Raw genomic sequence first — 26,172 nt, forward strand, 5'->3', positions numbered from 1 at the left:
TTCCCCTTATACCGGACTTCCCTCTCCGCTCCCCTCTTTAAGCCTCGAACGGAACTCTTTGGGCGAGCAGGGATTATAGCGCTTGAACATTTTATAAAATTGCGCCACATTCGGAATCCCGACCCTGCAGCCCACCTCTATAATGCTTAAATCCTGGGTCAGCAGCATGCATTCAGCCATCTTGATCCGTTTGAAATTCACGTAATCGAGGAAGGTTATGCCCATCACTTTCTTAAAATATTTCACGAAATAATGATAGCTCAGATTCAGCAGACTGCAGACATCATGCACCGTGATTTTCTCTCCGATGTGCGTATCGACGTAGTTCAGCACCGGCTTCAAGCGGATGATCTCGACATCCTCCGAGCCCTTGAGTGCGCCTTGTTTGTCGTAACGGACGAGCAGCAGCATGAGACTTCTGACCGCTATCGCAATCGCCATTTCATACCCCCGGCGCTTCTCCTGCATTTCCTCAAAAATATGCACAATCAGCCGATGCGCCTCCCTCCGGGCATCCGGATTGCTTGCGAAGATATAATTCAAATCGTCCAGCGGATTCGTAAGCTCGGAGAAGCCATGCAGGAAAGGAAGCGTGCTTTGATCTAAGTATTGGGTCAAATTCACTTGCAGCACCACATAGCGAAGCGGATCCGCACTTCTCTCGGACCTGTGCAGCTGGGATGCCCCGAGCAGAAAGACATCTCCTTCTTGTAAAGTCATTGCCGTATTCTTGGTATAAATATCCAGCTGCCCCTGCCTTACGGCCAAAAATTCGACCTCCTTATGATAATGCCAATCCCCGATATGTACGTTGCTGCGCTCCAGCTCCCATACCTTCAGGAACAGCAGCGGATTTTGATAAATCACCAGCTCATTTCTTGCCTCTGCCATCGCCCCGACAGGCTTAGCCATCCCTCTTCGCCTCCCGCACTTCTACCCTTAATAGAGCAAATTTGAATGTTATTCAACCCTTGCTCCTTAACATTTTATTAATATTAAAAAATCGTAAATGACAATTTTGAATAAAGAATGATTAAAAATTAGAATATCATTTTTCTTCCGCTGTTTCTATAATTTTACGTAATGGAATCGTTTTCAAATCAACCTAGGAGGTTTTCGAGCCATGATACAATGGAGTGGAAAACAAGGAGCTGCTGTACTCAGCCTCGTCTTATTGGCAGGAATGCTTTCCGCATGCGGAGGGAAGGAGACGGCAACCGGCAAAGACCAGCCGGCGGTGAAGGAGGAAAACAAAGATCCTGTAACGGTAACCTTCGGCATCCGTCCGAGCTACATGACCGATAATGAAATTCAGCGCTACATCATCGATCCCGTGAAAAAGAAATATCCGTACATCACCGTTGACATTGTCAAACTGGACGACAAGAACAATTCCTTCGAGAAGCTGCTCGTCGCCGGGGCTCTGCCCGATATTAACGTCACCAATTCGTTAACGCTGCAAGGAACGAAGCTGCTCGGCATTCAAGAGGATATGACCGCCATCATCAAGGAAAACAACTACGATCTGAGCCGCTTCCAATCCGAGCTGCTCGATACGGTCAAGGCGAACAACCAGACGGATTATCTTGTCGGAATTCCTTACTATGTTCAATTCAATGCGCTTTATTATAACAAGGATATTTTCGATAAATTCGGGGTCCCCTATCCGAAGGACGGGATGACCTGGTACGAGGTTACGGAGCTGGCCAAGCAAATGACCCGAATGGATAACGGCGTGCAGTACCGGGGCTTGGAGCCGGATTCGGTCTACCGGCCTGCGTCCCAGCTGTCCCTGCCTCTTATCGATCCCAAATCCTATAAGTCGATTGTAAATACCGATCAATGGAAGACCGTGCTGGAAATGGTCAAGAACGTCTACAGCATCCCCGGCAACAACAAAGTGCAGCCGTTCAGCCCAGGGGTGAATGCGTTCGTCAAGGACCGCACCATCGCCATGCTGGCCGGCTTGAACAACCTTGGGAATTTGGCGGAGGTCAAGGACGTATGGAATAACTGGGACCTTGCTTCCTATCCGGTCTTTGCGGAAAGACCCGGCATCGGTACGCAGGCGGATATGCATATCATGCTCATGTCTCCTTCATCCAAGGTGAAGGATGCCGCCTTCAAGGTTATGACGACGGTCGTTTCCGACGAGGTTCAGCTGGATATGTCCCATATGGGCAAGGGCTCCGTGCTGAAGGATAAGAAGTTCCAGGAGGAGTTCGGTAAGGATCTCGATTTCCTCAAAGGGAAAAATATTCAGGCGGTATTCAAAACAAAGCCTGCCCCGGCCTTCCCGCCGACAGAATTTGCCAGCGAGGCGTTCAATCAGATTACCAATCTGATGAAGACGATCATGAAGGAGAATATGGATGTGAATACCGCTATGCGGCAGTACAACGAACAGATGGATAAATTTATCGAGCAGAACCGTAAGCCTTAGCTGAAGATAGAGAGATCCAGGCATCTCCTGCCGATCCCAAGTGAGCTATGACGGAAACTATCCGTATGAACGATACTATCCCATGAAGATGTCATCCCCGTCTGCTATGATGAAGATATCATAGAACGGGAGGAGGGCGTATCTTTTGAGGATTCAGCTAAAAGCCATAACGTCTGACAATTGGGAGCAGTGCGTCCGTCTGTCTGTACACCAAGACCAGGAGCGGTTCGTCGCTCCCAATGTGTACTCGATTCTTCAATCCAAATTCGAACCGGATAAAGAGCCTTTGGCCATTTATAACGAGAATACGATGGTGGGTTTGGTTATGTACGGCTGCGATCCTGAGGATGATTGCTACTGGATTGTTCGGCTGATGATCGATAAGAAGCATCAGGGAAAAGGGTACGGGAGAGCGGCTCTCCTTCGTGCCATCGAGCTTATTCGTTCCCTGCCTGACTGCAGTCCGGACATTAAAATATCCTATAACCCGGATAATACGGCGGCGGAGAAATTATACGAAAGCTTGGGCTTCCGCAAAACCGGTGAAGTGATCAGCCACGGTACGCATAAGGAGGTCGTCGCCAAGCTGGCGCTTGGTTGATCGAAGCCTTGTCTTAATGCAGTTATGCCCCGATTGGGTCAACAAGATGACCGCAATGTCAAAAACCAGCTTATGCTCCCATATGTGATGTTCGGGCATAGGCTGGTTTTTATGTTCAGCTTAGATCCTAGTAACGCGCAACGATCATTTTTTTGCGCGTGTAGAACTCGACTCCGTCCTTGCCGTTGGCATGCAGATCGCCGTAGAACGACTTCTTGTAGCCCGAGAACGGGAAGAAGGCCATAGGCGCCGGTACGCCTACATTGACACCCAGCATACCTGCGTCAATATTCTCGCGGTAATGGCGAATCGCTTTGGCGCTGTCCGTATAGATGCAGCCGCCGTTGGCGAATTCCGAGGCGTTGGCAAGCTCGATCGCCTCATCCAGTGTATCCACCCGTACGATGGATAGCACCGGTGCAAAAATCTCATCGGTCCAAATTTTCATTCCCTGCTTCACATGATCGAATATCGTCGGTCCGACGAAGTAGCCGCTGCCGCTTGCCTCCGGCACCTCGCGGCCGTCGAGAATCAGCTGCGCTCCTTCGCTGGCACCGGCTTCGATGTACTGAAGCGTACGGGCTTTGTGGGAATCGCGGATCACCGGTCCCAGGAACACCCCGTCCTTCGAGCCATCGCCTATCGTGATGGCTTGAGCCGCTTCCGCGAGCCGCTTCACAAGCTCGTCAGCGACGCTGCCCACCGCTACGACGACGGAAGTCGCCATGCAGCGCTCGCCGGCGGAGCCGAAGGACGCGTTGATGATCTCTTTCACCGCGAGATCCAGATTGGCGTCCGGCATCACGATGGAATGGTTCTTGGCGCCGGCCAGAGCCTGTACCCGTTTGCCGTGAGCCGCCGCCGTCTTGTACACATACTCGGCGACAGGCTGGGAGCCGACGAAGGAGATGGCGCTGATGCTCTTGTGCTCGAGCAGGCCGTTCACCACATCGTGCGCTCCGTGCACGATGTTGAACACGCCGTCCGGCAGCCCGGCTTCGGTCAGCAGCTCGGCCAACCGGTTGGCCAAGAGCGGCGTCCGCTCCGACGGCTTCAGCACGAAGGTGTTGCCGCATGCAATAGCCAGCGGGAACATCCAGCAAGGGACCATCATCGGGAAGTTGAACGGCGTGATGCCGCCTACGACTCCGATCGGATAACGGTGCATATTCGATTCGAGACCGGTCGCAATATCAGGCAAGGTGCTGCCCATCATCAAGGTCGGAGCGCCTGCGGCGAACTCGACGCATTCAATGCCGCGCTGTACTTCGCCATACGCTTCGCTGTAGCTTTTGCCATTTTCCTTGGTAACCAGCTCAGCGAGGGATTTCCAGTTTTCTACCAGCAGCTGCTGGTACTTGAACAAAATGCGTGCGCGTCTCGGAACGGCCACATGCCGCCATTCCTTGAAGGCTTCGGCTGCAGCAGCGACCGCCGCATCGACATCCTGCCGGGTCGACAAAGGAACCGTCGCCAGCACCTCGCCTGTAGCCGGATTCGGCACCGCCTCGTATTGGGAGGAGGCCGATTCGACCCACCGGCCGCCGATAAAATTTTTCAGAGCGGGAACCGCTGCTGTTTGTGTTGGTTGTGTCATCGCGTATCGTCTCCTTATTAGAACCCCAGAATGGAAAATTTGTGGGCCGCCGCTTCCTGAACGGCTGCCATAGGTCGTCCGAACAAGCTGATCCGGTCAAACGCCTTCGGCTTCTGCTCCATCTCATCGCGCAAGGTGTTGCCGAAAGCCATCCGCAGCGCCGTGCCGATATTGATCTTGGCTACTCGGGTCGATGCCAGTCTGCGCAGCTGATCGTCGGGGACTCCGCTGGAGCCGTGAATGACGAGCGGAATGCTGACCCTGCTCTGAATGCGTCCCAGCAGATCGAAGTCGATGCTGGCGCCCTGTGTCTCCATCCGATGGACAGTCCCCACGGAGACCGCCACCGCGTCGATCCCGGTTTCGCGAACGAATTGTTCGACTTCGTCCGGATCGGACAGCTGGTGCTTCATCGCGATGGACGGATCGCTATAGCCGACGGAGCCGATCTCCGCTTCGACGGAAATGCCCCTCTCATGGGCGTAATCCGCGATTTCCTTCGTCCGGCGTATGTTCTCCTCGAGCGGCAGCTGGGAGCCGTCGTACATCACGGAGCTGAAGCCGTGCTCGATCGCACCGGAGCAAGCCTGCAAATCTTTGCCGTGGTCCAGATGCACGCACACCGGTACCGATGCACTCTTGGCCGCCTGCAGCATAAGCGGAGCCAGATATGCGAGCGGCATATGCTGAATGGCCGGAATGTTGGCCGCCAGAATGACCGGGGCTTTCTTCTCCTCGGCGGCTCTGATGACCGGAATGATGTCCTCGTATCCGAATATATTGAATGCCGGAACCGCGTAATCCCGCTCCGCGGCTTCATCGGCGATTTGTTTCAAGGTGACTAGCATGAATGGGTCTCTCCCTTCCTATCCCTGGCACGTTTTATGAATTCGTATGTTTATCGATGACGGCTTGAATTTCCTCTGCCGTCGGCATCGCATCCGAGCAGCTGTGGCTCGAAACGACGATGGAAGCGGAGGCCGCGCCGAACTGCTGGCTGCGTGCAATGTCCCATCCGTTCATAAGCCCGTAGATAAACGCTCCCGCGAACGAATCTCCTGCGCCGAAGGTCTTGACGACATTGGCCGGGAAGGTCGTTCCCGTGAAGCTTTGCCCGTCCTTGGTGAACGCGACCGAACCGTCTCCGCCGTGCTTGACCAGCACGATCTTCGCATGATGGGCAAACCAGCGGTTCGCCGTCGCGGTATCGTCCTTTTGCAGCGGACCGTACGGAGCCTCCAGCAGATCGAATTCTTCTCTGCCACCCAGGATCACATCACTCTTTTCTGCGACGAGACTGCAATAGATGCCCGTTTCCTCGCGGGATTTCCATGTATAAGGGCGGTAATCGATATCGAAGAAGACGACGACATTATGCTTGCGGGCGAGCTCAACCGCCTTGAACACCGCTTCCCGTGAAGGGCTTGCAGCAAGCGCCGTTCCGGAAATCATGATCGCCTTTGCGTTCTTAATATACTCCTCCCGTACATCGTTCGGCTCCAGCTTCAAATCTGCCACGTTATCGCGATACATCAGGATGCTGCATTCGGTCGGCGATTTGATTTCTGTGAAGGCAAGACCTGTAACAGTCCCGGACTTATCCGTAATGACGCTGGAGGTGTCAATTCCCCGCTGCTCCAGATAGCTCGTAATGAAACGACCATGCTGATCATCCGATACTCTGCCGATGAACCCTGCCTTCTTACCCAGACGAGCGATAGCAATCGTGATGTTAGCAGGCGAACCTCCGACATATTTGGTAAAGGTGCGCGTCTCTTCCATCGGACGGTGAATTTCATTCGCGTTCAAATCAATGCACAGACGGCCCAGGCCGATAAAATCCATCGGACGGCTCTCATCAAATGTAATCAAGCTCATATTGGTCCTCCTCGGTAGGGTTTGTTATTTCGTCCATTCCTTAAAGATCCATTCGTGATCAGGATCGTTCTTGAACTTCCACGTCCGGACCGGACCGGCCATAACGTTCAAATAATACAAGTCGTACCCGGGCGGAGCCGATACCGGATGGTACCCCCGCGGAACGAGCACCGCATCCCCATTGCTTACGGCCAGCGTCTCATTAAGCGATCGGTCGTCCGTATAGACCCTTTGGATGGCAAAGCCATGCTCCGGCTGGATTTTATGATAATAGGTCTCTTCCAAATAGGATTGCTCAGGCAGGCGCTCTTCGTCATGCTTATGCGGCGGATAGCTCGACCAATGGCCGTTAGGCGTAAGCACCTCGACGACGAGCAGGCTGTCCGCCGGTTCGTTCTCCGGTAAAATCTGATGAATTCGCCGCTCGGCATTCCCTTTGCCGCGAATCTCCACCTCGATCTGTGACGGGGTGATCAAGCGCGCCTCGTACGTTCCTTTGCCCGGGGCACGGCATACCGCCAATTCCAGACCCGTCAGCGCTTCTACCTCATAACGGTCACCGGACGGAACATAGACCGCATAGGGCGGAATTTGCTCGAACACGCTCATCCTTTCCCCTATCTGCTCCCAGCTCTGCTCTGCCGTAACCACATTGGCCTTGCCTCCGATCAGCACAAGGCATACTTCCTCTTCCCCTGTCTCGTGCTGCAGCCGCTGTCCCGCCTCCAGATGGTATACCTCAAAGCCGACGAATTTCCATCCTGCCGAATGAGGCGTTATGCTTAATACGCACCCGTCTTCGCGTGGCGCTGCAGCGCTGCTGACAATCAGCTCGCTTTTGGACATTTCCGCTCCTCCTTTTTCAGCCGACTCCAACTTCGATCTCGCTCAGCTTCACGGGGCGTCCCTCAAGCAGGGACACTTTGGCCGCGTAGGCGATTTTCTCCGCCTGGAATGCGTCGTTGCCGTCTACCGGCACCGGATTTCCATTCAGAATGCAATCGATGAACTGGCGCGTTTCTTCGATATAGGCATCGTGGTACCGCTCCAGGAAAAAATATTTCGGGTTATCCCGAATCACTCCGTTAGCCGTACTGATCTCCGCCGTGTTCGGATGATCATTCTGCACTCCGACGCTGCCTTCCGAGCCGAATACCTCTACGCGCTGATCGTATCCATAGACCGCTTTGCGGCTGTTATCGATAACGCCGAGCGCTCCGTTCGCGAATTTCAGGCTGATGATTGCCGTATCGATATCACCTAATTCACCAATTACCGGGTCTACGAGAACCGCCCCTTGGGCGTATACCTCCGTCACCTCGCTGCCGGACAAGTATCTGGCCATATCAAAATCATGAATTGCCATATCCATGAACAGCCCGCCTGATACTTTGATATATTCATGGTTTGGCGGCGCCGGGTCACGGGACGTAATTTTGATCAGATGCGGCTCTCCAATACGTCCTGCCTTCACCAGCTCGCGCACTCTTTTGAAGTTGTGATCAAAGCGGCGGTTGAAGCCCGTTTGGAGAACGACTCCCGCCGACTTTACCTCCTCTAATGCAGCGGCCGTTTGGCGATAATCCAGGCTGATGGGCTTTTCGCAAAAAATATGCTTGCCCGCCCTCGCCGCCTCTGTAATAAAAGGAACATGCGTATTGGTAGAGGAGCAAATGAACACGGCATCGATATCCGGGTCCTCTATAATATCCTTGTAATTGTCCGTTACGTTAGGTATGCCTAACCCGGCGGCCCACTCTTTAAGCTCGTCGGTTAAGTACACGTCTGATATGGTACGAATGTCGGCGCGACCGTTGCGTGTCAGATGCTCCGCATGCAGCCTTCCGATTCTCCCCGCTCCGATAATGCCGATTGATAATTTATCCATAGTATGACCTCACTGTCGCTCATATGGGTTAAGCGCTTTATCTTAGTATAAGTGCGTGCTGACCGCCTACTGGAATCGTCTGTACGGTCTTCTTTTTGAAATCTGAACTTGATCTCTCGACAGGCTAGCTGCCGGTAATTTCACTTAAGTAAGCCTTTGCTTTTTGCGCATACTCCACCGGATCGGCGATGGACGGGTCCTGCTCCGCTTCAATGATCATCCAGCCCTCATACCCGCGGGCCTTCAGCTCGTTAAAGATCGGCTGGAAGTCGATGCAGCCGTCTCCAGGGACGGTGAAGATGCCTTTGCGCACCGCTTCTCTGAACCGAATCCCCTCTTGGCGCTTCCATTCCAGCACCTCCTGCCGGATGTCCTTCAGATGAATATATCGGATACGGTCATAATAGGTTTGCAAAATGTGCAGCGGATCGCTGCCTCCGAAGTAGGCGTGCCCGGTATCATAGAGCATGTGCACCAGCTCAGGATCGGTGGACTCCATCAATCGGGCGATTTCATCCCCGCTCTCAACCACAGTCTCTCCATGGTAATGATAGACCAGCTGCATGCCGTTGTCCCTGCAGTAGCGGCCGGCTTCATTCAAGCCTTCCGCCATATGCTTCCACTGCTCGTCGGTTAAAGGCTCGATGTGCACCGAATTGTTCTCCAGATTCTCGAACGCATTGCCTGTTTCGCAGGTCACCACATAGCGGCAGCCCATCGCTTTCAAAAAGTCGGCATGCTCGCGAAACGCCTGGAGCTCCTCCTCCCTGCGCTCCGGCTGGCTGAAGTGGACGCTTTTCCACTGCGAGGTCAATACCATGCCGTGGCGGTCCAGCAGCTGCTTCAGCTGTTCCGTATCGCGAGGGAATTTACGGCAAAATTCCGTTCCTTCAAAGCCCAGACGGGACATATCCCCGAGCACCTGCTCGGCGGTATAATGATCGCCCAGCTCCATAATGTCCTCATTGACCCAATTGATCGCCGAGATTCCATACTTTACTTTCATGGGGAGTCTCCTCTCTTCATTTAGACGATGGATTACGAGTTACCATTTGGGCGCCGTGCTTAATTTAGCCTGAAGCTCCTTATAGGATTGTTTCACGCTATCCAGCTCGGAAACCTCAGCAACGCCTACATGCCACCAGGATTCGTAGCCGTCCGTATTCGTTCCCGGAAGCACCTTCATGTCGATCAAGGTTGTGACTTGCTCTGCCTTTGCCTGCTGAAGGGCTGCTCTCAGCTCCTCTATCGTGCGGACGGAGTAAGCCTTGGCTCCCAAGCTGCGGGCATGAGCTGCAAAGTCGATAGGCATATACTCCCCAGTGAGCTGGCTGGTCAACTCAGACCGTTCGCGGAACTCGTTGCCGAAGCTGCCGCTGCCATGGCCTCTTTGCAAATTGTGAATGCATTGGAAGCCATGGTTATCGAACAGGAGGACGGTGATTTTTCTTCCCTCCTGTAAGCTCGTAACCAGCTCGGAGTGAAGCATCAGGTAGCTGCCGTCGCCGACCAAGGCATAAACCTCGCGATCCGGCTCCGCAAGCTTGATCCCGAATGCGCCGGACACCTCATAGCCCATGCAGGAGAACCCATATTCCATGTGGTACGTCTTGGGCTGTGTCGTTCTCCAGACGCGGTGCAGGTCACCCGGCAAGCTTCCCGCCGCGCAAACGATGACGTCCTCCTCGCCGATGAAGCCGTTAATCTCGCCCAGAACCTGTGTCTGCGTCAAGCCGTCAGGGCGCTCGAGATGATATAAGCGGTCCACTTCGTCATCCCACTGCCGCTTCAGCTCCCCCAATTCCTCGGAAGAGTATTCGGATTGATAGCCATGGGTCTTCAGTTCCCCAGCGATAGCCCAGAGAGCTTCCCGTGCATCGGCCGTAACATAAGTGCCTTCCATCTTGTAAGCGTCCAGGGTGCTGACGTTCAGATTCAGAAACTCGACGCCTTCCCGGGAGAACGCGGTCTTGGAGGCCGTGGAGAAGTCGGACATTCTCGTACCGACGCCGATGATAAGATCCGCTTGTGCCGCCAGCCGGTTCGCTCCAAGCGTTCCCGTGACCCCTACACCGCCGAAGCTGAGCGGATGCTGCCAGGAGATGGCGCTTTTTCCCGCCTGTGTCTCGGTGACCGGGATGTTGAACGCTTCCGCGAACTGTCTGAGCTCATCGACGGCAAGCGAATAATGGACGCCGCCTCCCGCTACGATCAGCGGACGCTTCTTGCCGCGGATCAGCTCCACCGCACGGGATACGGCGCTTGGAGCCGCCGGCTTCCTGTCGATGTGATGCACGCGTTTGGCCAAGAATGACTCCGGATAGTCGTACGCTTCACACTGCACGTCCTGCGGCAGGCACAGTGTTACGGCTCCTGTCTCAGCCGGGTCGGTAAGCACTCGCATCGCGTTGATCGCCGCCGTCATCAGCTGCTCGGGACGATTGATGCGGTCCCAGTATTTGCTGACCGGCTTGAACGCGTCGTTCGCCGTCATCGTGTAATCCAGCGGATATTCGATCTGCTGCAGCACGGGATCAGGCTGCCTGCTGGCAAACACGTCCCCGGGCAGCAGCAAGAGCGGAATCCGGTTGACCGTAGCCACCCCGGCTGCCGTCACCATATTCAGCGCGCCCGGACCGATAGATGAGGTGCAGGCGAACATCTCCAGCCGGTTCTTCTGCTTCGCGTAAGCGATGGCGGCGTGAGCCATGCCCTGCTCGTTCTTGCCTTGGATGAACAGAATCTCATCCTTGTACTGCTCCAGCGCTTGACCGAGCCCCGTTACATTGCCGTGGCCGAAGATGCCCATGACGCCCTTGAAGCACTTGTGCTCAACGCCGTCGATCTCGATGTACTGGTTGTTCAAAAAACGAAGCAAGGCTTGCGCCATCGTTAATGATACCGTTTTCATAAATCGCTCCCCCACCCATTAGATTTAAGCGCTTCACCTAAAACAATATATTGCATAAGCAAGCTAATAATACATTCAGAGTGTTCAACTATTTCAAATATTGGTTAAGCGCTTTCCCTTACCTCAAATTTAACTCATCTTTCCAATGTTGTCAATGAGCAAAAAGAAACTTTCTCTAGAGCCTATCGATCCGTTTAGCAACACGATGGATTGCTGAGAACCCTCAGGCAAGGGTTCCCCGCCGGCTGCTGGAGCTTCGATTTTATGAACCTCTATACGTTTGAAAAAGTTTAGATTTTCATCCAAAAATCTTTGAAAAGTACCATAACGATAAAAATGAATCTCTTATGATGTTAAAGCAGTACAACCACTGCTGCAAGATGAATTGGTGTAAAAACAACAACCCGTAATAAGGGAGGAAGATCATCACAGAGGAAAATAATCAATCCTGCGAAATGGATTCAAACCCTAAATGAATGCGCATTCAATGGAATTGCACGGTTGTGGATATAATTTGTAACAAGGAGGATAGACGATGTCCAACAAATTCAAAGCATCACAGGTCTTTAGTTATGCCACGGGAAACTTCGGATTGAATTTATTTTATATTTCTATTTCAACGTACCTTTTGTATTTTTACACGGATAACATGGGGATTTCGGCCACGGCGGCAGGAACGCTGATGTTTACCGCGCAGCTTGTCAATTTGATCGCCAATCCGTTAATGGGTATCTTTGTTGACCGTACGAAGAGCCGGTGGGGGAAATTCCGCCCGTACTTTTTATTCGGATGTTTTCCGTTAGCCATTATCGGGTTTCTGTTATTTACCGTTCCCGGTTTTGATTCGTCAGGGAAGCTCGTTTACGCTTATGTGACCTATATTTTGTTCAACGTTTTTTACTCCCTTATCAACGTTCCTTACAGCTCGGCGCTCGCCGCCATGTCCGATGATTATCAAGCGAGATCGCGAATTTCCTCCATCAAGGTGTTTTTCGGCCAGTTTGGGGGGCTGATTGTCAGCAGCGCTACGCTGCCTATGGTTCACTCCTTCCAATCGGAGTCGAACGGGTTTCATATGGTTTATATGCTGTACGGTCTCATTCTGGTCCTTACCATGCTGGTTACTTTCCTTGGAACTAAAGGCGTGGGGCACGCCTCCGCTCCAGCTTCATCAACAAGCCAAATGGCCGAACGCGTTACCGTTACTAATCAATTGAAGACGGTGTTCCTAAATAAGTATCTGCTATGGCTGCTGTTGTTTATTTTGGTCAACATGCTGTCGCTTTCTACGAAAAATGCCGCGTCGTTATATTTCTTTAAGTATAACGTCGGCCAAGCCAATCTGTTTTCCGTCTATTCGCTGGTAGGCTTTTCGATTCAAATCGTAGGGATCCTTCTGAATCCTATGCTCGTGAAGAAATTCGGCAAAAGAAATGTGGGGATTATCAGCCAAAGTATTGTCATTCTAGGCTTGCTCGGATTTTATTTCCTTCATTCCAGCATGGAAATGATATTTTTATTTGGCGGAATCAGCTATCTGGGGTTTGGTTTAACGACACCGCTCCTATGGGCGATGGTTCCCGATACGATCGAGTACGGTGTCTGGCGTACCGGATTAAGATCGGAAGGAACGATTTATTCAGCATTCATCTTCATCCAGCTGCTGGCTCAGGCGATCGGCTCCAAGATGTCGGCGACCATCCTGACCGCCATCGGCTATGTGCCTAATGCCGTTCAAACAGCCGGTGCGCTCCATGGAATATTGGTGATGGTGACGATAATCCCGATTATCGGCTCTTTCGTGGGCATCGCTATCCTGGCCTTCTACAAACTGGACGAGAACACCTTTAAACGCTACGTGAAAGAGATTAAAGAGCGCGAAGCGCTGCAACCGAATTGATGCTTAAGGGGCCTTCGGGCCCCTTTATTCGTTTTGAAATTGCTTCGGGGTCTTGCCTGTAAACTTCTTGAATACTTTTGTAAAGTAACTCTGGTCATTAAAGTTTAAGCGGAAGCAAATTTCCGACAGGGAAAGCTCGTTTAATTTCAGCAAGCTTTTCGCTTCCTCCACCTTGACCTGCTGTATATATTCCTTCAGGGAGCAACCGACTTCTTTTTTAAATACCTGGGACAAGTAGTTCGGATGCAGGTGGGTCAGCTCGGATAATTTGGTAACGGTAATGTCCTCATACAGATGATTAAATATATAGTTTTTGCATGTCAGAACGGTTTTAGAGAACGTTTGCTCCCTAAGCTTCGCGACACGATGGGCGAACTCCAGCATAAATTCGTTCTGCTTTATTTTCACGTCGCTGTATGAGGTTACCTCTTCTATCTGTTGAATATAAATATCGCTCATCGTTCGCGCGATTTCATCGTTAAGCCCACCGTCAATGGCGGCTCTGGTTGCCAGCGTAATAGCGCAAATGGCGTAGTTTTTCCCGTTTCTCAGCTGGCTCTTTTTGGCAAGCTTACCAGGCTGATTCGGAAATGAATTCAGAAGCTTTTTCAGCTCCTCCTTCTGCCCTTCTTTAATCATCCGCAGCATTTGCCGCTCAAAATTATAATCCGGATGAAAAACAAAATTATCCCTTTGGTCCATTAATGCTTTGACGACATCTTCATTTCGGATAGGCTCGGAGCCCGGTTGAGCGTATTCTGAAATCTCCTCAGGCCGAAGTTCTTGGCGGAACAGCAGGTAATACAACATCCGGCAGGCATGCTGCATTTGGCTCCTGCTCATAATGGGAATCCGTTCGAAATAATCGATCAGCTCTCCATGATGCTTGAAGTTCAATCCATAGTCGTTCAGAAGTCCCGAAATCGTGTCACCCGTTACTTCCAACAACGTTGCCGGACCAATAACAAAGGTTTCCATGTCTGACCCTCGACGCGCGTGTATAACAGCATAATATTCTACACCTGTGACTGTAATAAGGATCGGCTTGATGGATTTTTGCTTCGACGCCTGAATAGGACGGTACCAGTCTTGCCGATTCATGTAGAACGGTATGGTTTGCTCGCCAAGCTTCCATAGCGTATCTCCCAAATCATCGAGATAATGAACGGATAGTCCGAAATTATCATGAAACAAGCGGCTGATGACTTGAATTTCTGTCATGGTCAGTGGAGTATTCGTCATCCTTCTCCTCCCGTCACGTTTAAAATTTACAAAATTTCTTCGAATCATACCATAAATAATTACGAATAGGGAGTACATTGGATTGTAAGAACTGTACCGAGTGTAAGTCCCAAGGAGGTAAACCTATGAATATTGAAGAACTTATCGGCCAAATGACCGTCGAGGAGAAAATCCGTTTGTTAGCCGGGGCGACATTTTGGAGCACGGAAGCGATAGAGCGTCTGAGCATTCCATCCATTGTCCTTACCGATGGTCCGCATGGAGTCAGACTATCAACGGGTACGGAGCCTGGCGAGATGCTTTCTCATACGAAATCTGCCACTGCTTTTCCCATCGAGGCGGCTATGGCGGCGACATGGAATGAACAGCTGATCCGGGAGATGGCCGGTGTAATGGCGGAGGAATGTCAGTACTATGACGTCGGGGTTCTGCTGGGTCCCGGATTGAACGGAAAACGTTCTCCGCTCGGCGGACGCAACTTCGAATATTTCTCCGAGGACCCCTACTTGACGGGGAAAATGGGAGCCGCTTTTGTCCGCGGGGTGCAAGAAGGCGGAATCGGAACATCCATTAAGCATTTTGTTGCCAATGAGCAGGAAACCAATCGAATGGTGGTCAGCTCGGAGGTAGATGAACGAACGCTGCGGGAATTGTACATGCTCCCTTTTGAAATGGTGGTAAAGGAAGCCAAGCCGTGGACCGTCATGTGCTCCTACAATAAGGTCAATGGAACCCATATGGCGAATTACGACGAATATTTAAATGGAGTTTTGAAGCAAGAGTGGGGCTTTGACGGCTTGGTCATGTCCGACTGGGGGGCTGTGATAGATAAAATAAAGTCCGTACAGTACGGCCTTGATCTGGAGATGCCCGGTCCGGGAACAAGAAACGTAGAAGTCCTGCAGGCATACAAGCAAAGCCTGGTCACAGACGAACAGCTTGACGACCATGTACGCCGAATTTTGAAGGTGATCCAAAAGGTGCTTGAGCATAAGCGGGAAGTAAAATCGATTGATATGCTGCGGCATCATGAAATGGCACGCCAAGTGGCGGAAGAAGGCATTGTGCTTCTGAAAAATGAGAATGCCCTCCTGCCGCTTGCCAAGCAAGTGAAGGTTGCTGTGCTCGGAGAATTTGCAGTGAAGCCCCGTTTTCAGGGCGGCGGCAGCTCCCATATGAATCCTGCGAAGCTGGACATTCCGCTGCATGAAATCTCCAAGTTCGCAAACACCGTGTACGGCAGAGGGTATGAAGGTGATTCGGATTCAGAAGAGTACATCAAAGAAGCTTGTGAGCTGGCCGCAGGACAAGATGCGGTGATCCTCTTCGTCGGTACGACTGAAAAAATCGAAAGCGAAGGCTATGACCGAACGGATCTAAACATCCCTCACAGCCATACTCAGCTCATTAAACGAGTATCCCGGGTCAATCCGAACGTCATTGTCGTTGTGAACAGCGGTTCCGCCACGCAGATCGGAGCGTACGAGCCGATGGCTAAGGCAATCGTGCAGGCTTGGCTTCCAGGTCAGGCGGGCGGCGCGGCCATTGCGAACATCTTATTCGGCGAAGTCAATCCTTCCGGTAAGCTTACGGAGACGTTTCCAATAGCCTTGGAGCATAACCCGTCCTATCTTTCGTTTCCCGGAAATGTCCAGCAGGTCAAGTACTCGGAAGGCATTTTTGCAGGCTATCGGTATTACGACACGAAAAAGCTGGATGTACTCTACCCGTTCGGGTTCGGCCTTTCCTATACCGAGTTCGAGTATTCCAACCTGTGCCTTTCCAGACAAACCTTAACCAACGGAGATGTGTTAACAGTAACGGTTGATGTGAAAAACGCCGGCGGCCGTACGGGTAAAGAAACCGTCCAGGTGTACGTGCGCGATCTGAAATCCTCGGTTATAAAAGCCGACAAGGAGCTGAAAGGCTTTGCCAAGGTCGAGCTGGCTCCGGGGGAAACGAAGTCCGTGCAAATCGAACTGAATGAACGAGCCTTCGCTCATTACGTGGAGCATCTTTCAAGGTTTGAGGTTGAATCCGGCGAGTTCCAAATTCTTGTCGGGGCCTCTTCTAGAGATATTCGTCTAACGGAAACGGTTGAATTTATTAATGCCCGGGAGGTTCGAGAGCCATTAACGACGCTTCACTCCCTTCAAGCTTGGCTAAGTGATGAACGCTATAAGGATAAGGCTCAAACCCTGATGGATCAAATGAAGATCACAGAAGATAACCCGATGTATGCTCTTTATCTGGGCATGCCGATCCGTACCATTCTGAACTTCCTGCCTTCGTTCGGCTATCCGCAGGAGCTGACGGATCAAATTCGAAGCGTTTTTGAATAGCCCTCGAGGCGCAAGAAAGGAACCGAGCTATGAACAAGAAACCAGACAGACCTAACATCCTATGGATTTCGCTGGAGGATACAAGTCCGAGATTCGGTTGTTACGGAGATCCGTTAGCGCGGACTCCTAACATAGATAAGCTGGCTGAAGAAGGCGTAACGTATCGCAATGCTTTCGCAACGGCAGCTGTGTGCGCGCCAAGCCGGTCGGCTGTTATCACGGGTATGTACCAAACCTCGATAGGAACGCACCATATGCGTACGGAACATACCAATGTGAATACGCCGGAGCTGCCTACGCCGTATTTTGCCGTTCCGCCGGCCCACGTCAAGACATTTACCGAATATTTACGGGCGGAAGGATATTATTGTACGAATAATTTTAAAACCGACTACCAATTCGCTTCGCCTTTAACCGCCTGGGACGAAGATGGAATGGAGGCCCATTGGCGCCATCGGGAGCCCGGACAGCCGTTCTTCGCCGTATTCAATCATATACTGACTCATGAAAGCTCCATGTGGGGAGATATGGTTCGAAAAGCGTATTATCCGAATGAGACGGCAGAGAAGCCGCTCGTAACCGATCCCGATAAAGTCACCATTCCTCCTTATTTGCCGGATACGCCGAAATCCCGTCAGGCGCTGGCCAAATATTATGATCTTATTGAGGAAGCGGACCAATTTGTCGGGAAGCTCCTGAACCAGCTGGAGGAGGACGGACTCGCCGATAATACCATCGTGTTCCTGTGGAGCGACCATGGTGAAGGTCTCCCCCGAGCGAAGCGGTGGCCCTATGATGCGGGAATCCGCGTGCCGCTTATCGTTCGTTGGCCAGGCGCAATAGAACCGGGACAAAAGAGTGACCAGCTCGTGAGCCTGATCGATCTGGGTCCGACGGTGTTATCCGCTGCGGGAGCGGCAATGCCGTATCATCTGGAAGGACAGCCGTTCTTAGGTAAGAACATGCAAGCACGGGATTACGTCTATGCTACACGCGACCGGTATGATGAGGCGTATGACAAGGTACGCGCTGTACGCGACAAAAAGTTCAAATATATAAGAAATTACTATCCGGAAAAACCTTATTTGCAATGGATTCCATTCAGTCACCAGCATCCGATGTTCCAAGAGCTGTGGCGCTTGCAATTAGCCGGACAGCTTGAGGGAGATCAGCAAATCCTGATGCAGAACCATCGTCCTGCAGAGGAATTATATGACTGCGAGAAGGATCCGTATGAAATTCGCAACTTAGCGGATCATCCCGAATACAAGGACGTTTTGGAAAGAATGCGCACGGCGTTGGATGTTTGGCAGGACAAATATGATGTCTGGGGCGGAATCCCGGAAGAGCAGATGGTCAATCAGATGTGGCCGGGAGGGGTTCAGCCTGCTGCTGCAGCCCCTATTTACATCCCGATCAATAACGGATTGTCCGGCGTAGAGCCTTCTCCGAACGGAGTCTTCCATGAGCCCACTGCCGTCATGCTGCATTCCGCAACTCAGGGCGCATCGCTCGCCTACACAACAGATGAGGGACCAGAGCCGCGCTGGAAGCTGTATACCGGCCCGATTATTCTGACTGAAGGGGCAACCCGGATTCGCGCAAAGGCCGTGCGAATCGGGTATAAAGACAGTGAGGAAGCCGTTGCGACTTACGTTATCAAGGAAGAAAAGGAAGCGTAGCTGCCTTTCGTAATCGATGGAATGAGGAAAGACCGCCCGAGGCGGTCTTTTTGCTTTGTAAGCCAGAGCTTATTGTTTGTTCCGTATCTCTGCCGAGATTTGTTCAACAAACTGCGCAATGCTCATTACGCCCTGATCCCCTTCTCCGCGGCTGCGGACGGCTGCCTGGCCGGAGTTCTTCTCGCTCTCGCCCAGCACCAGCATATAAGGGACCTTCTCCAGCTGCGCTTCCCGGATTTTATAGCCGAGCTTCTCGCTGCGAATGTCGACTTCCACGCGGATGCCTGCATCCTCCAGCTGCTTCTTCACTTGAAGCGCATAGTCGATATAGTTGTCGGACACCGGAAGCAGCTTCGCTTGTACCGGAGCGAGCCATACAGGGAAAGCACCGCTGTAGTGCTCCGTCAATATCCCGATGAAGCGGTCAATCGATCCGTAAATCGCACGATGGATGACAACTGGTCTATGCTTCTGGTTATCCTCGCCGATGTAGCTTAGGTCGAATTTCTCCGGCATCTGGAAGTCCAGCTGAATCGTGCCGCACTGCCAGCTCCGGCCGAGCGCGTCGAGAATATGGAAGTCGATTTTCGGTCCATAGAATGCCCCGTCCCCTTCATTCAGGCGGTACTCGATACCGCGATGCTCCAGCACGTTCTGCAACGATGCTTCCGCCTGCTGCCACAGCTCCTCCGAACCCATCGAATCCTCCGGACGAGTGGACAGTTCGATCTTGTATTCGAAGCCGAACACTTGGTACATCTGATCAATAAGCGCAATAACCCGGCCGATCTCCTCTTCGATCTGATCCGGCCGCACGAAGATGTGCGCATCATCCTGGCAAAATGTCCGGACCCGCATCATCCCGTTCAAGGCTCCCGAGAATTCGTGGCGATGCACCTGGCCGAATTCGGAGAGTCGGATTGGCAGTTCCCTGTAGGAGTGCAGGCTATTTTTGAAAATCAGCATATGCCCCGGGCAGTTCATCGGCTTCAGCGCAAAGCTCGTATCATCCACTTCCGTAAAGTACATATTCTCATGATAGTGATCCCAGTGCCCCGACTGTTCCCACATCCGCTGATTCATCATGAACGGTGTACGAACTTCGTCGTAATCCTTCTTCAGCTGAAGCTCTCTGGAATAATTCTCAAGCTGTGTACGGATCGCCATTCCCTTAGGCAGATAGAACGGCATACCCGGCGCTTCCTCCGAGAACATGAACAAGCCCAGCTCTTTACCCAGCTTCCGGTGATCCCGCTTCCTTGCTTCTTCGAGGAGATGCAGATGCTTCTCCAGATCAGCCCGCTTCGGAAAAGCCGTTCCGTAAATCCGCTGCAGCATTTTGTTCTTGGAGTCTCCGCGCCAGTAGGCTCCGGCTACATTAAGTAGCTTGAACGCTTTGATCCGTCCTGTCGAAGGCAAATGAGGCCCACGGCACAAATCGAAAAACTCGCCCTGGTCATACATCGAGATCACCGCATCCTCCGGCAGATCACGGATCAGCTCCAGCTTCAGAGGATCCTCCAGCTTTTCGAACGTCTGGATCGCTTCTTCGCGGCTGACTTCCCTGCGCACAATGGGAAGATTCTCCTGCACGATCTTCTCCATTTCTTGCTCAATCTTAGCGAGATCGTCTGTAGACAGCGGCTTCTCGATATCGATATCGTAGTAGAAGCCGTCGGCAATGACCGGTCCGATGCCGAGCTTCACCGCCTTCTGTCCGTAGATGCGCTTGATCGCCTGCGCCATCAAATGCGCCGTGCTGTGCCGGTATACCTCCAAGCCTTCCTGACTATCGAGCGTTACGATTTCGACCAGACTATCCTCCTCGATAGGCCGGTTCAGGTCAACCAGCTTGCCGTTCAGCTTGCCCGCTACGGCATTCTTTCTCAAGCTCGGGCTAATGGACTCCGCCACTTGCTCGATCGTGGTTCCCCGTCCAACCTCCTTAACTGCTCCATTCGGCAAAGTGACTTTCATCTCATTACTACCCATGGTGACGCCTCCGTTCTTCCCAATTTTGATTTATTTGAACGCAAAAAAACACACTCTCCCAAGGGACGAGTGCGTTCAGCTCGTGGTTCCACCCTGATTCAAACCTGCACCAAATAAGCCAAGCAGCGGGCAAGCTGCTTTAAGCATACCGCATGCAAGTTCCTCAAGCATCCATTAACGCGGATGAGACGGTGCTGTCTACTTCTGCAGCTCTACAATCCGCAGGTTCGACTTCACGGCTGCAAAGGGGTAATTCCGCTTCCGGTCGCTGAAGGAGCTCTCACCTAACCTCCTCTCTCTGACAGTCCTTGAAGGAAATCATGTCTTTGGTCATTGCCTGAAATATGTTATTGGTTCCCCATTATAATCATCGTATTGCAAAAGGTCAAGCGGCGTTTTCAATCCCCTTGCAAAGTTGTGATTTGGCCGGGAGGCCGATTCAGGCGCTTTGCAGAGCGCACCGAACACTCCCATCCGATGCGGGCTTGGTCTGTCGTCATGCAGACTGTATCTCTAGTTCTGCCGCTTAAATCACGCAAATTTTCCTAGTTCAGCTCTGCCGTAGAACCGCGAACGACCAGCTCCGGCATCAGGACGACCCGCTGCTTCATGGACTTTTCGCCTTTAATTTCCTGAACAAGCAGATCCATCGCCTGTCTTCCGATCTCCTGAATCGGCTGGGCGACCGTTGTCAACGGCGGATCGATTATCGTGGCCAAGATCGTATTGTCGAAGCCGACGACAGACAGCTGCTGCGGCAGCTGTAGCCCCCGCTCGCGTGCTCCTTGAATGGCACCGATGGCGAGCAAATCATTGCACGCGAATACCGCGGTTGGCGGTTCTTCCATATCGAGAAGACGAAGCATCGCTTCCTTCCCTCCGCTAACCGTGAAATCGCCTGAGGTCACAAGACGCTCGTCCACCTCGAGCCCTGCCGAAGTCATCGCCTGCTTGCAGCCGCGAATCCGCTCCCGGTTGCTCATCGTGTTCACATCCTCAGCCAGGATGGCGATTCTCCGATGCCCCTGCTCGACCAAGTGGGTTCCTGCCTGATAGCCCCCCAGGAAATCGTCCACCATCACCGTATCTACGGCCAATGTCGGCATTTCCCCGGTAATAAGCGCTATCGGCACATTTTGCTGGATGAGCTTTTTGAGGAATAAATCCTTTTGCGTACGAGTCGCGACAATAACGCCGTCTACCCTTTTTTGTGTGAGCAGCGAAAAATATTTGATCTCCCGGTCGGGATCGTTATCGGTGCTGCATATAAACACGTTAAATCCGTACTCATGCCCCCGATCCTCTACCGCACGAGCGATTTCGGCAAAAAACGGGTTCGCCAAATCCGGTAACGTCAACCCGACGGTGAAGGTGCTTTTGCCGGTCAAAGCGGAGGCTACCATGCTCGGCTGGTATTTTAACTCCTCCATGACGTTGGTGACATGCTTTCTCGTTTTATCGCTAATGCGGCCCGTACCGTTGATCACCTTGGATACCGTGGCAATGGATACGCCGGCGGCCTCGGCCACATCATAAATTGTCGGCTTCATTTCCTGCTCCTTTCGAGCTTTTCCTGTCTTTTACTGTTAATCATACGACATCCACCCGATGACTGTAAACTCAAAAGGATTAGCGCTTACCCCAAAAGCGAAAACGAAGAGCAGAAGCACCGGAACCACAGCCTCTTTTTCCCATGGAAAAAGCTAAAGCTAGGCGAGACATCAAGGAATTGATGGTGCAGCAGGAAAAAAAGGCGATCTTTACAGAAACGGGGTATAATAATGGCAGAAGTACGCTTAGATGGAGCGGCTATTCCAATAGCTCGCAAGAAGGAAGGAGCAATTTAATGACAGAACCAGTTACTGCAGCAGAAGCAGGATGGCATTTCGACAACAGCTATGCGTGCCTGCCGGAATTGATGTTTACCAGGCTCAAGCCGACTCCGGTCAGATCGCCTAAGCTGATCGTCCTTAATCATGCCTTGGCCTCCTCTTTGGGGCTGAACATCCAGGCGCTGCAAGGTCAGGATGGGGTCGACGTGTTTGCAGGCAATCGGATTCCGGAGGGAGCTTCACCTCTCGCTCAGGCCTATGCAGGGCATCAATTCGGGCATTTTACCATGCTCGGGGACGGCCGGGCTCTCCTTCTCGGCGAGCAGATCACTCCCGGGGGAAGGCGGGTGGACATTCAGTTAAAGGGCTCCGGGATTACGCCTTATTCGCGGCGCGGCGATGGCCGGGCCGCACTGGGGCCGATGCTGAGGGAGTACATTATCAGTGAAGCGATGCATGGACTCGGTATCCCTACAACCCGCAGTCTGGCGGTAGTGACCACCGGAGAAACCATCATCCGCGAAACCGGGCTGCCCGGGGCTGTTCTGACCCGTGTGGCGTCCAGCCACCTGCGCGTCGGAACGTTTCAATACGCCGCCAATTGGGGCTCCGTTGAAGATCTCCAAGCTTTGGCCGACTACACATTGCAAAGGCATTTCCCCGAGGCCGATACACAGGATCATCGTTATCTTGTCCTGCTTCAAGAGGTTATCAAACGGCAGGCCAAGCTGATTACCCAATGGCAGCTGGTCGGCTTTATTCATGGTGTGATGAATACCGATAATATGGCTCTGAGCGGAGAAACCATCGATTACGGTCCATGCGCCTTCATGGATGCTTATGATCCGGCGACCGTATTTAGCTCCATCGATGTCCAAGGACGCTACGCCTATGGGAATCAGCCGAGTATTGCCGCCTGGAATCTCGTCAGGTTTGCCGAGTCTTTGCTGCCGCTGCTGCATCCGGATGAGGATCAGGCTGTCAAGATGGCAGAGGAGGCTCTGGCTGATTTTGTCAAGCAATTTCAGGCCCATTGGCTCTCCGGGATGAGAGCGAAGCTCGGTATCTTTAACGAAGAGCCGCAGGACGAAGCCTTAGCGGATGACCTGCTCCAAATGATGCAGAAGCATCATGCGGATTTTACCAATACGTTCCGCGCATTGACCTTGGAGAAGCCGGAGGAAACGGTCTTCTTCGGCACGACGGGATTTGCGGAGTGGCATGAGCGTTGGTTGGCGAGACTTGGCAGACAGCAAGAGCCCAAGGCATCCTCCCTGCAGCTGATGCGGAGCAGCAATCCGGCGGTTATTCCTCGTAACCATCGCGTGGAAGAAGCCTTGGAGGCTGCAGTTAACCAAGAGGATTACAGTGTGATGGAACGGTTAGTCGATATTGTTTCAAATCCCTACGCTTATAGTCCCGAACAGGAGGAGTATGCGGGGCTGCCCCCGGAATCAGCCTGCCGGTACCGGACATACTGCGGGACTTGATAAGCAAGCTGGACATCATGAAGGCTGCCGGTTGGTTAGTTACCCGACCGACAGCCTTTTTCACTTACAGAACTTCAAAATATATGGGGTTACAAAGGGCGGCCATGAGCATTGGATCACCCTCGGCAGCATACCGCCGCCAAATCTCCGCTCGGACCAACCTGAGCCCTTCCCATGCAGAGCCTTGTATATTCAAGCTAATGGCGTCACCCGGTTCCGAAGCCAGTACCTCTTCCTTCACAAGCCCTTTCTCCGTGAACCACCTGACCTGATCCCCCGGCAGCAGCCCTGTACCCGTCATTGTTACGGAATCGTGCAGCTCCCGTTCTTCCTGTGGAACCGAATCTCCGGTTCGGCAGCTTCCGAATCGCAGCTCTATGAACGGGCCTTCCGGCGCATACGATATACAAACATGCCCGCGGTCAATGCCTTTCAGAATCCCTTCCCCTGTTTTCGTCTCTGCATAGACCCAAGTGCAGGGCATCGCATGCTTGACATACTTATCGGGCCGATGTACGTCGCTGCCTCCAACAGCAGTTATACGCCGGCCGTCTGCCAACTGCTTCTGCCACCACTGCAGCGCCCGGGCGTTACGATCAGTCCAGGGACCGTTCCATACCTCGAACCAATCAAAATCGATGTGGAACCCCCATTCCCACGGACAAAATTCGCAATGAGGATGATTCAGCACTATCCGTGCTCCCCGCTCCCGCGCCATCCGAATCCGATCGTCGACATCCGCTCGGTCCCTTACGCGAAAGTCGTCCAGAGGATCAGTGATGCCCAGAAAATTGCTGTGCCCATGATTGGTTGTAAATTCCATTCCGGGAATCATCACCACCGATGTATGGCGGGGATAAGCCTGATTTTGGCTTACCGTATTATGATCCGTCATTGCGATGAAGTCACAGCCGAGCCGCTCCATGATTGCGGCATTTTCCTCTAGAGAATAGGAGCCGTCGCTATGTACGCTGTGCGTATGCAAATCGCCTTTGAGCCAGCGAGGCGCCGATAAAAGGACTTCCACAGTAACCGTGACCTGACAGCCCTCCTCAGGCACCCGGTAAGCATTATGCAATACCGCCCAAGAGCCTGGCGATAGCTTGCCGGGCATATAGCCGGGTGTCGCTTTCTCCAGGCCGATCCGGAATTCTCTCCGGGCTCCACCGCTCCATCCCCGCACCCGTTCCGTATCCCTCACGCCCAGATCAATGACGGCTCTTGTTTCACCGAATGAATCTACCGAGTACGCAACCGATAGTTCCTCCGCATGCTCAGGCACATCAAAGGGAATTTCAATATACATCCCCTGCTCGCCTGGAGTGATGCTCCGTTGGAATATCTTTGTTACCGATGGTCTCGACGCACTCTCCATATCTCTATTCTCCCATCCGTTTTAATTACTCTATCTCAATTAATGCGATGACAGGATAATGATCGGAGGGGTAGGCCCCTCGAATCTGTCTTCGATCCACTTTCGTTTCCAATATTTTCACGCCGGGCGAAGCAAAAATATAATCGATCGGCTCCCCGTCCCCGCCGCCTTGAAAGCTGTGAGCTGTCCGACCTACGTCCCCTTCATAAACCGAGTAAGCGTCGGTAAGCCAGCCTTGCGGCCCTTCTTCACCCGTTTGTCCCCTTAAGTAACGGATCGGCTGGTCCGTAGGCGCACTGTTCATATCCCCCATTACGATAACAGGAATGTCTTGATTCCTATGTCGTGATACATAGTCCCATATGACTTTTACCCCGTTATCCCGGGCCTCTTGGCTGTAGTGATCCAGGTGCGTGTTAAATACCGTAAATGATTTGCCGCTGTTTCCAGCGCGAAAAGCAGCCCAAGTACACATTCTCGGGAAATAGCTGCCCCAGCTTTTCGTTGCTGCCTCATCAGGCGTTTCCGACAGCCAGAAGTGTCCCTGATCTACGACTTCCAACTGATCCTTTTTATAAAAAATAGCGTTATGCTCATTTTCAAATCCGCCGAAGCGGCCCATGCCAATCCACGTATATTCCTCCAGCTGCTCCTGCAGCTCCGTCAGCATGGAAAAATAGCCCTCCTGCGTTCCGACAACAATGGGATCATGCTTCTTAATGATTTCCGCCGCTCGCTCTATGCGGTTCGGCCATGCGTTGTCTCCGTCGTTTGGCGTGTTGCACCGCAAGTTAAAGGTCATCATCGTGTAGTTCATTTTTTTATCCTCCTTAGAGTTTTGACGAAGTCAAAACTTGCTTCGTAAGCTTGTGCTTTGAGTTTTGCCGTAGGCAAAACTTGCTTCGTAAGCTTATGCTTGTTACTCGGCTGTTAAGAAGCCCATTTCTTCGAGAAATAGGCCATACGTGAGGTGGGGTATACCTCGGAAGAGCGCTAGCG

Annotated in this window: 19 protein-coding genes; 6 read left to right on the forward strand and 13 right to left on the reverse strand. The window is 52.3% G+C overall.

Translation table 11 applies throughout. The features are described 5' to 3' along the window. Positions 1-6 precede the first annotated feature (6 nt). Positions 7-912 (reverse strand): AraC family transcriptional regulator, encoded by a 906-nt coding sequence (locus ABEA66_RS10560; protein WP_079912322.1) that lies wholly within the window; start codon positions 910-912, stop codon positions 7-9. Between the two features lie 211 nt (positions 913-1,123). Between ABEA66_RS10560 and ABEA66_RS10565 the strand changes: the two genes are divergently transcribed. After that, the gene (locus tag ABEA66_RS10565; protein ID WP_079912321.1) at positions 1,124-2,443 is read left to right on the forward strand and encodes an ABC transporter substrate-binding protein; all 1,320 of its coding nucleotides are present in this window, start codon (positions 1,124-1,126) and stop codon (positions 2,441-2,443) included. 145 nt (positions 2,444-2,588) lie between these two features. Next, a complete protein-coding gene (locus ABEA66_RS10570; RefSeq protein WP_079912320.1) occupies positions 2,589-3,044 on the forward strand; it encodes a GNAT family N-acetyltransferase in 456 nt (151 codons plus the stop codon). Positions 3,045-3,171: 127 nt separating this feature from the next. Here ABEA66_RS10570 and ABEA66_RS10575 read toward each other — a convergent pair whose 3' ends face one another. The 7 genes from ABEA66_RS10575 to iolD form a co-directional block, all read right to left on the reverse strand. After that, positions 3,172-4,641 (reverse strand): CoA-acylating methylmalonate-semialdehyde dehydrogenase, encoded by a 1,470-nt coding sequence (locus ABEA66_RS10575; RefSeq protein WP_345587523.1) that lies wholly within the window; start codon positions 4,639-4,641, stop codon positions 3,172-3,174. Between the two features lie 17 nt (positions 4,642-4,658). Next, positions 4,659-5,489, reverse strand: coding sequence for a class II fructose-bisphosphate aldolase (locus tag ABEA66_RS10580; protein WP_079912318.1), 831 nt, complete (start codon positions 5,487-5,489; stop codon positions 4,659-4,661). A gap of 34 nt (positions 5,490-5,523) precedes the next feature. Beyond that, a complete protein-coding gene (iolC, locus tag ABEA66_RS10585) occupies positions 5,524-6,519 on the reverse strand; it encodes a 5-dehydro-2-deoxygluconokinase (RefSeq protein WP_345587524.1) in 996 nt (331 codons plus the stop codon). Positions 6,520-6,543: 24 nt separating this feature from the next. Further along, a complete protein-coding gene (gene iolB / locus ABEA66_RS10590) occupies positions 6,544-7,365 on the reverse strand; it encodes a 5-deoxy-glucuronate isomerase (protein ID WP_345587525.1) in 822 nt (273 codons plus the stop codon). Positions 7,366-7,381: 16 nt separating this feature from the next. Further along, positions 7,382-8,407, reverse strand: coding sequence for an inositol 2-dehydrogenase (gene iolG, locus ABEA66_RS10595; protein ID WP_345587526.1), 1,026 nt, complete (start codon positions 8,405-8,407; stop codon positions 7,382-7,384). A 124-nt stretch (positions 8,408-8,531) separates the two neighbouring features. Next, entirely contained in the window at positions 8,532-9,413 is an 882-nt protein-coding gene (gene iolE / locus ABEA66_RS10600; RefSeq protein WP_345587527.1) for a myo-inosose-2 dehydratase, read from the reverse strand. Positions 9,414-9,452: 39 nt separating this feature from the next. Next, positions 9,453-11,318, reverse strand: a complete 1,866-nt coding sequence (gene iolD / locus ABEA66_RS10605; RefSeq protein WP_345587528.1) for a 3D-(3,5/4)-trihydroxycyclohexane-1,2-dione acylhydrolase (decyclizing) — start codon at positions 11,316-11,318, stop codon at positions 9,453-9,455. Positions 11,319-11,853: 535 nt separating this feature from the next. On the opposite strand from iolD, the gene ABEA66_RS10610 reads away from it, so the two are divergent. Further along, positions 11,854-13,218, forward strand: a complete 1,365-nt coding sequence (locus ABEA66_RS10610; RefSeq protein ID WP_079912312.1) for a glycoside-pentoside-hexuronide (GPH):cation symporter — start codon at positions 11,854-11,856, stop codon at positions 13,216-13,218. 24 nt (positions 13,219-13,242) lie between these two features. Here the strand turns inward: ABEA66_RS10610 and ABEA66_RS10615 are convergent, their stop codons facing one another. After that, complete coding sequence (locus tag ABEA66_RS10615; RefSeq protein WP_179136117.1) at positions 13,243-14,460, reverse strand: helix-turn-helix domain-containing protein; 1,218 nt, start codon at positions 14,458-14,460, stop codon at positions 13,243-13,245. Positions 14,461-14,585: 125 nt separating this feature from the next. Here ABEA66_RS10615 and ABEA66_RS10620 point away from each other — a divergent pair, with 125 nt between their 5' ends. Next, positions 14,586-16,802, forward strand: coding sequence for a glycoside hydrolase family 3 C-terminal domain-containing protein (locus ABEA66_RS10620; RefSeq protein ID WP_345587529.1), 2,217 nt, complete (start codon positions 14,586-14,588; stop codon positions 16,800-16,802). Between the two features lie 29 nt (positions 16,803-16,831). Then, entirely contained in the window at positions 16,832-18,484 is a 1,653-nt protein-coding gene (locus ABEA66_RS10625) for a sulfatase family protein (RefSeq protein ID WP_345587530.1), read from the forward strand. Between the two features lie 69 nt (positions 18,485-18,553). Here ABEA66_RS10625 and thrS read toward each other — a convergent pair whose 3' ends face one another. Further along, entirely contained in the window at positions 18,554-20,476 is a 1,923-nt protein-coding gene (gene thrS / locus ABEA66_RS10630; protein WP_345587532.1) for a threonine--tRNA ligase, read from the reverse strand. A 545-nt stretch (positions 20,477-21,021) separates the two neighbouring features. Further along, positions 21,022-22,026 (reverse strand): LacI family DNA-binding transcriptional regulator, encoded by a 1,005-nt coding sequence (locus ABEA66_RS10635; RefSeq protein WP_345587533.1) that lies wholly within the window; start codon positions 22,024-22,026, stop codon positions 21,022-21,024. A 296-nt stretch (positions 22,027-22,322) separates the two neighbouring features. Between ABEA66_RS10635 and ABEA66_RS10640 the strand changes: the two genes are divergently transcribed. Continuing rightward, positions 22,323-23,798 (forward strand): protein adenylyltransferase SelO, encoded by a 1,476-nt coding sequence (locus ABEA66_RS10640; RefSeq protein ID WP_345587534.1) that lies wholly within the window; start codon positions 22,323-22,325, stop codon positions 23,796-23,798. Between the two features lie 64 nt (positions 23,799-23,862). On the opposite strand, the gene ABEA66_RS10645 is transcribed toward ABEA66_RS10640, so the two are convergent. Both ABEA66_RS10645 and ABEA66_RS10650 read right to left on the reverse strand, forming a co-directional pair. Beyond that, positions 23,863-25,173 carry a CehA/McbA family metallohydrolase gene (locus ABEA66_RS10645; RefSeq protein ID WP_345587535.1) on the reverse strand — a complete coding sequence of 437 codons (1,311 nt, stop codon included), beginning with the start codon at positions 25,171-25,173 and terminating at the stop codon, positions 23,863-23,865. Between the two features lie 25 nt (positions 25,174-25,198). After that, the gene (locus ABEA66_RS10650; RefSeq protein ID WP_345587536.1) at positions 25,199-25,990 is read right to left on the reverse strand and encodes an endonuclease/exonuclease/phosphatase family protein; all 792 of its coding nucleotides are present in this window, start codon (positions 25,988-25,990) and stop codon (positions 25,199-25,201) included. Between the last annotated feature and the right edge of the window lie 182 nt (positions 25,991-26,172).

It is taken from the genome of Paenibacillus vulneris, assembly GCF_039543185.1.
GTDB lineage: Bacteria > Bacillota > Bacilli > Paenibacillales > NBRC-103111 > Paenibacillus_S > Paenibacillus_S vulneris.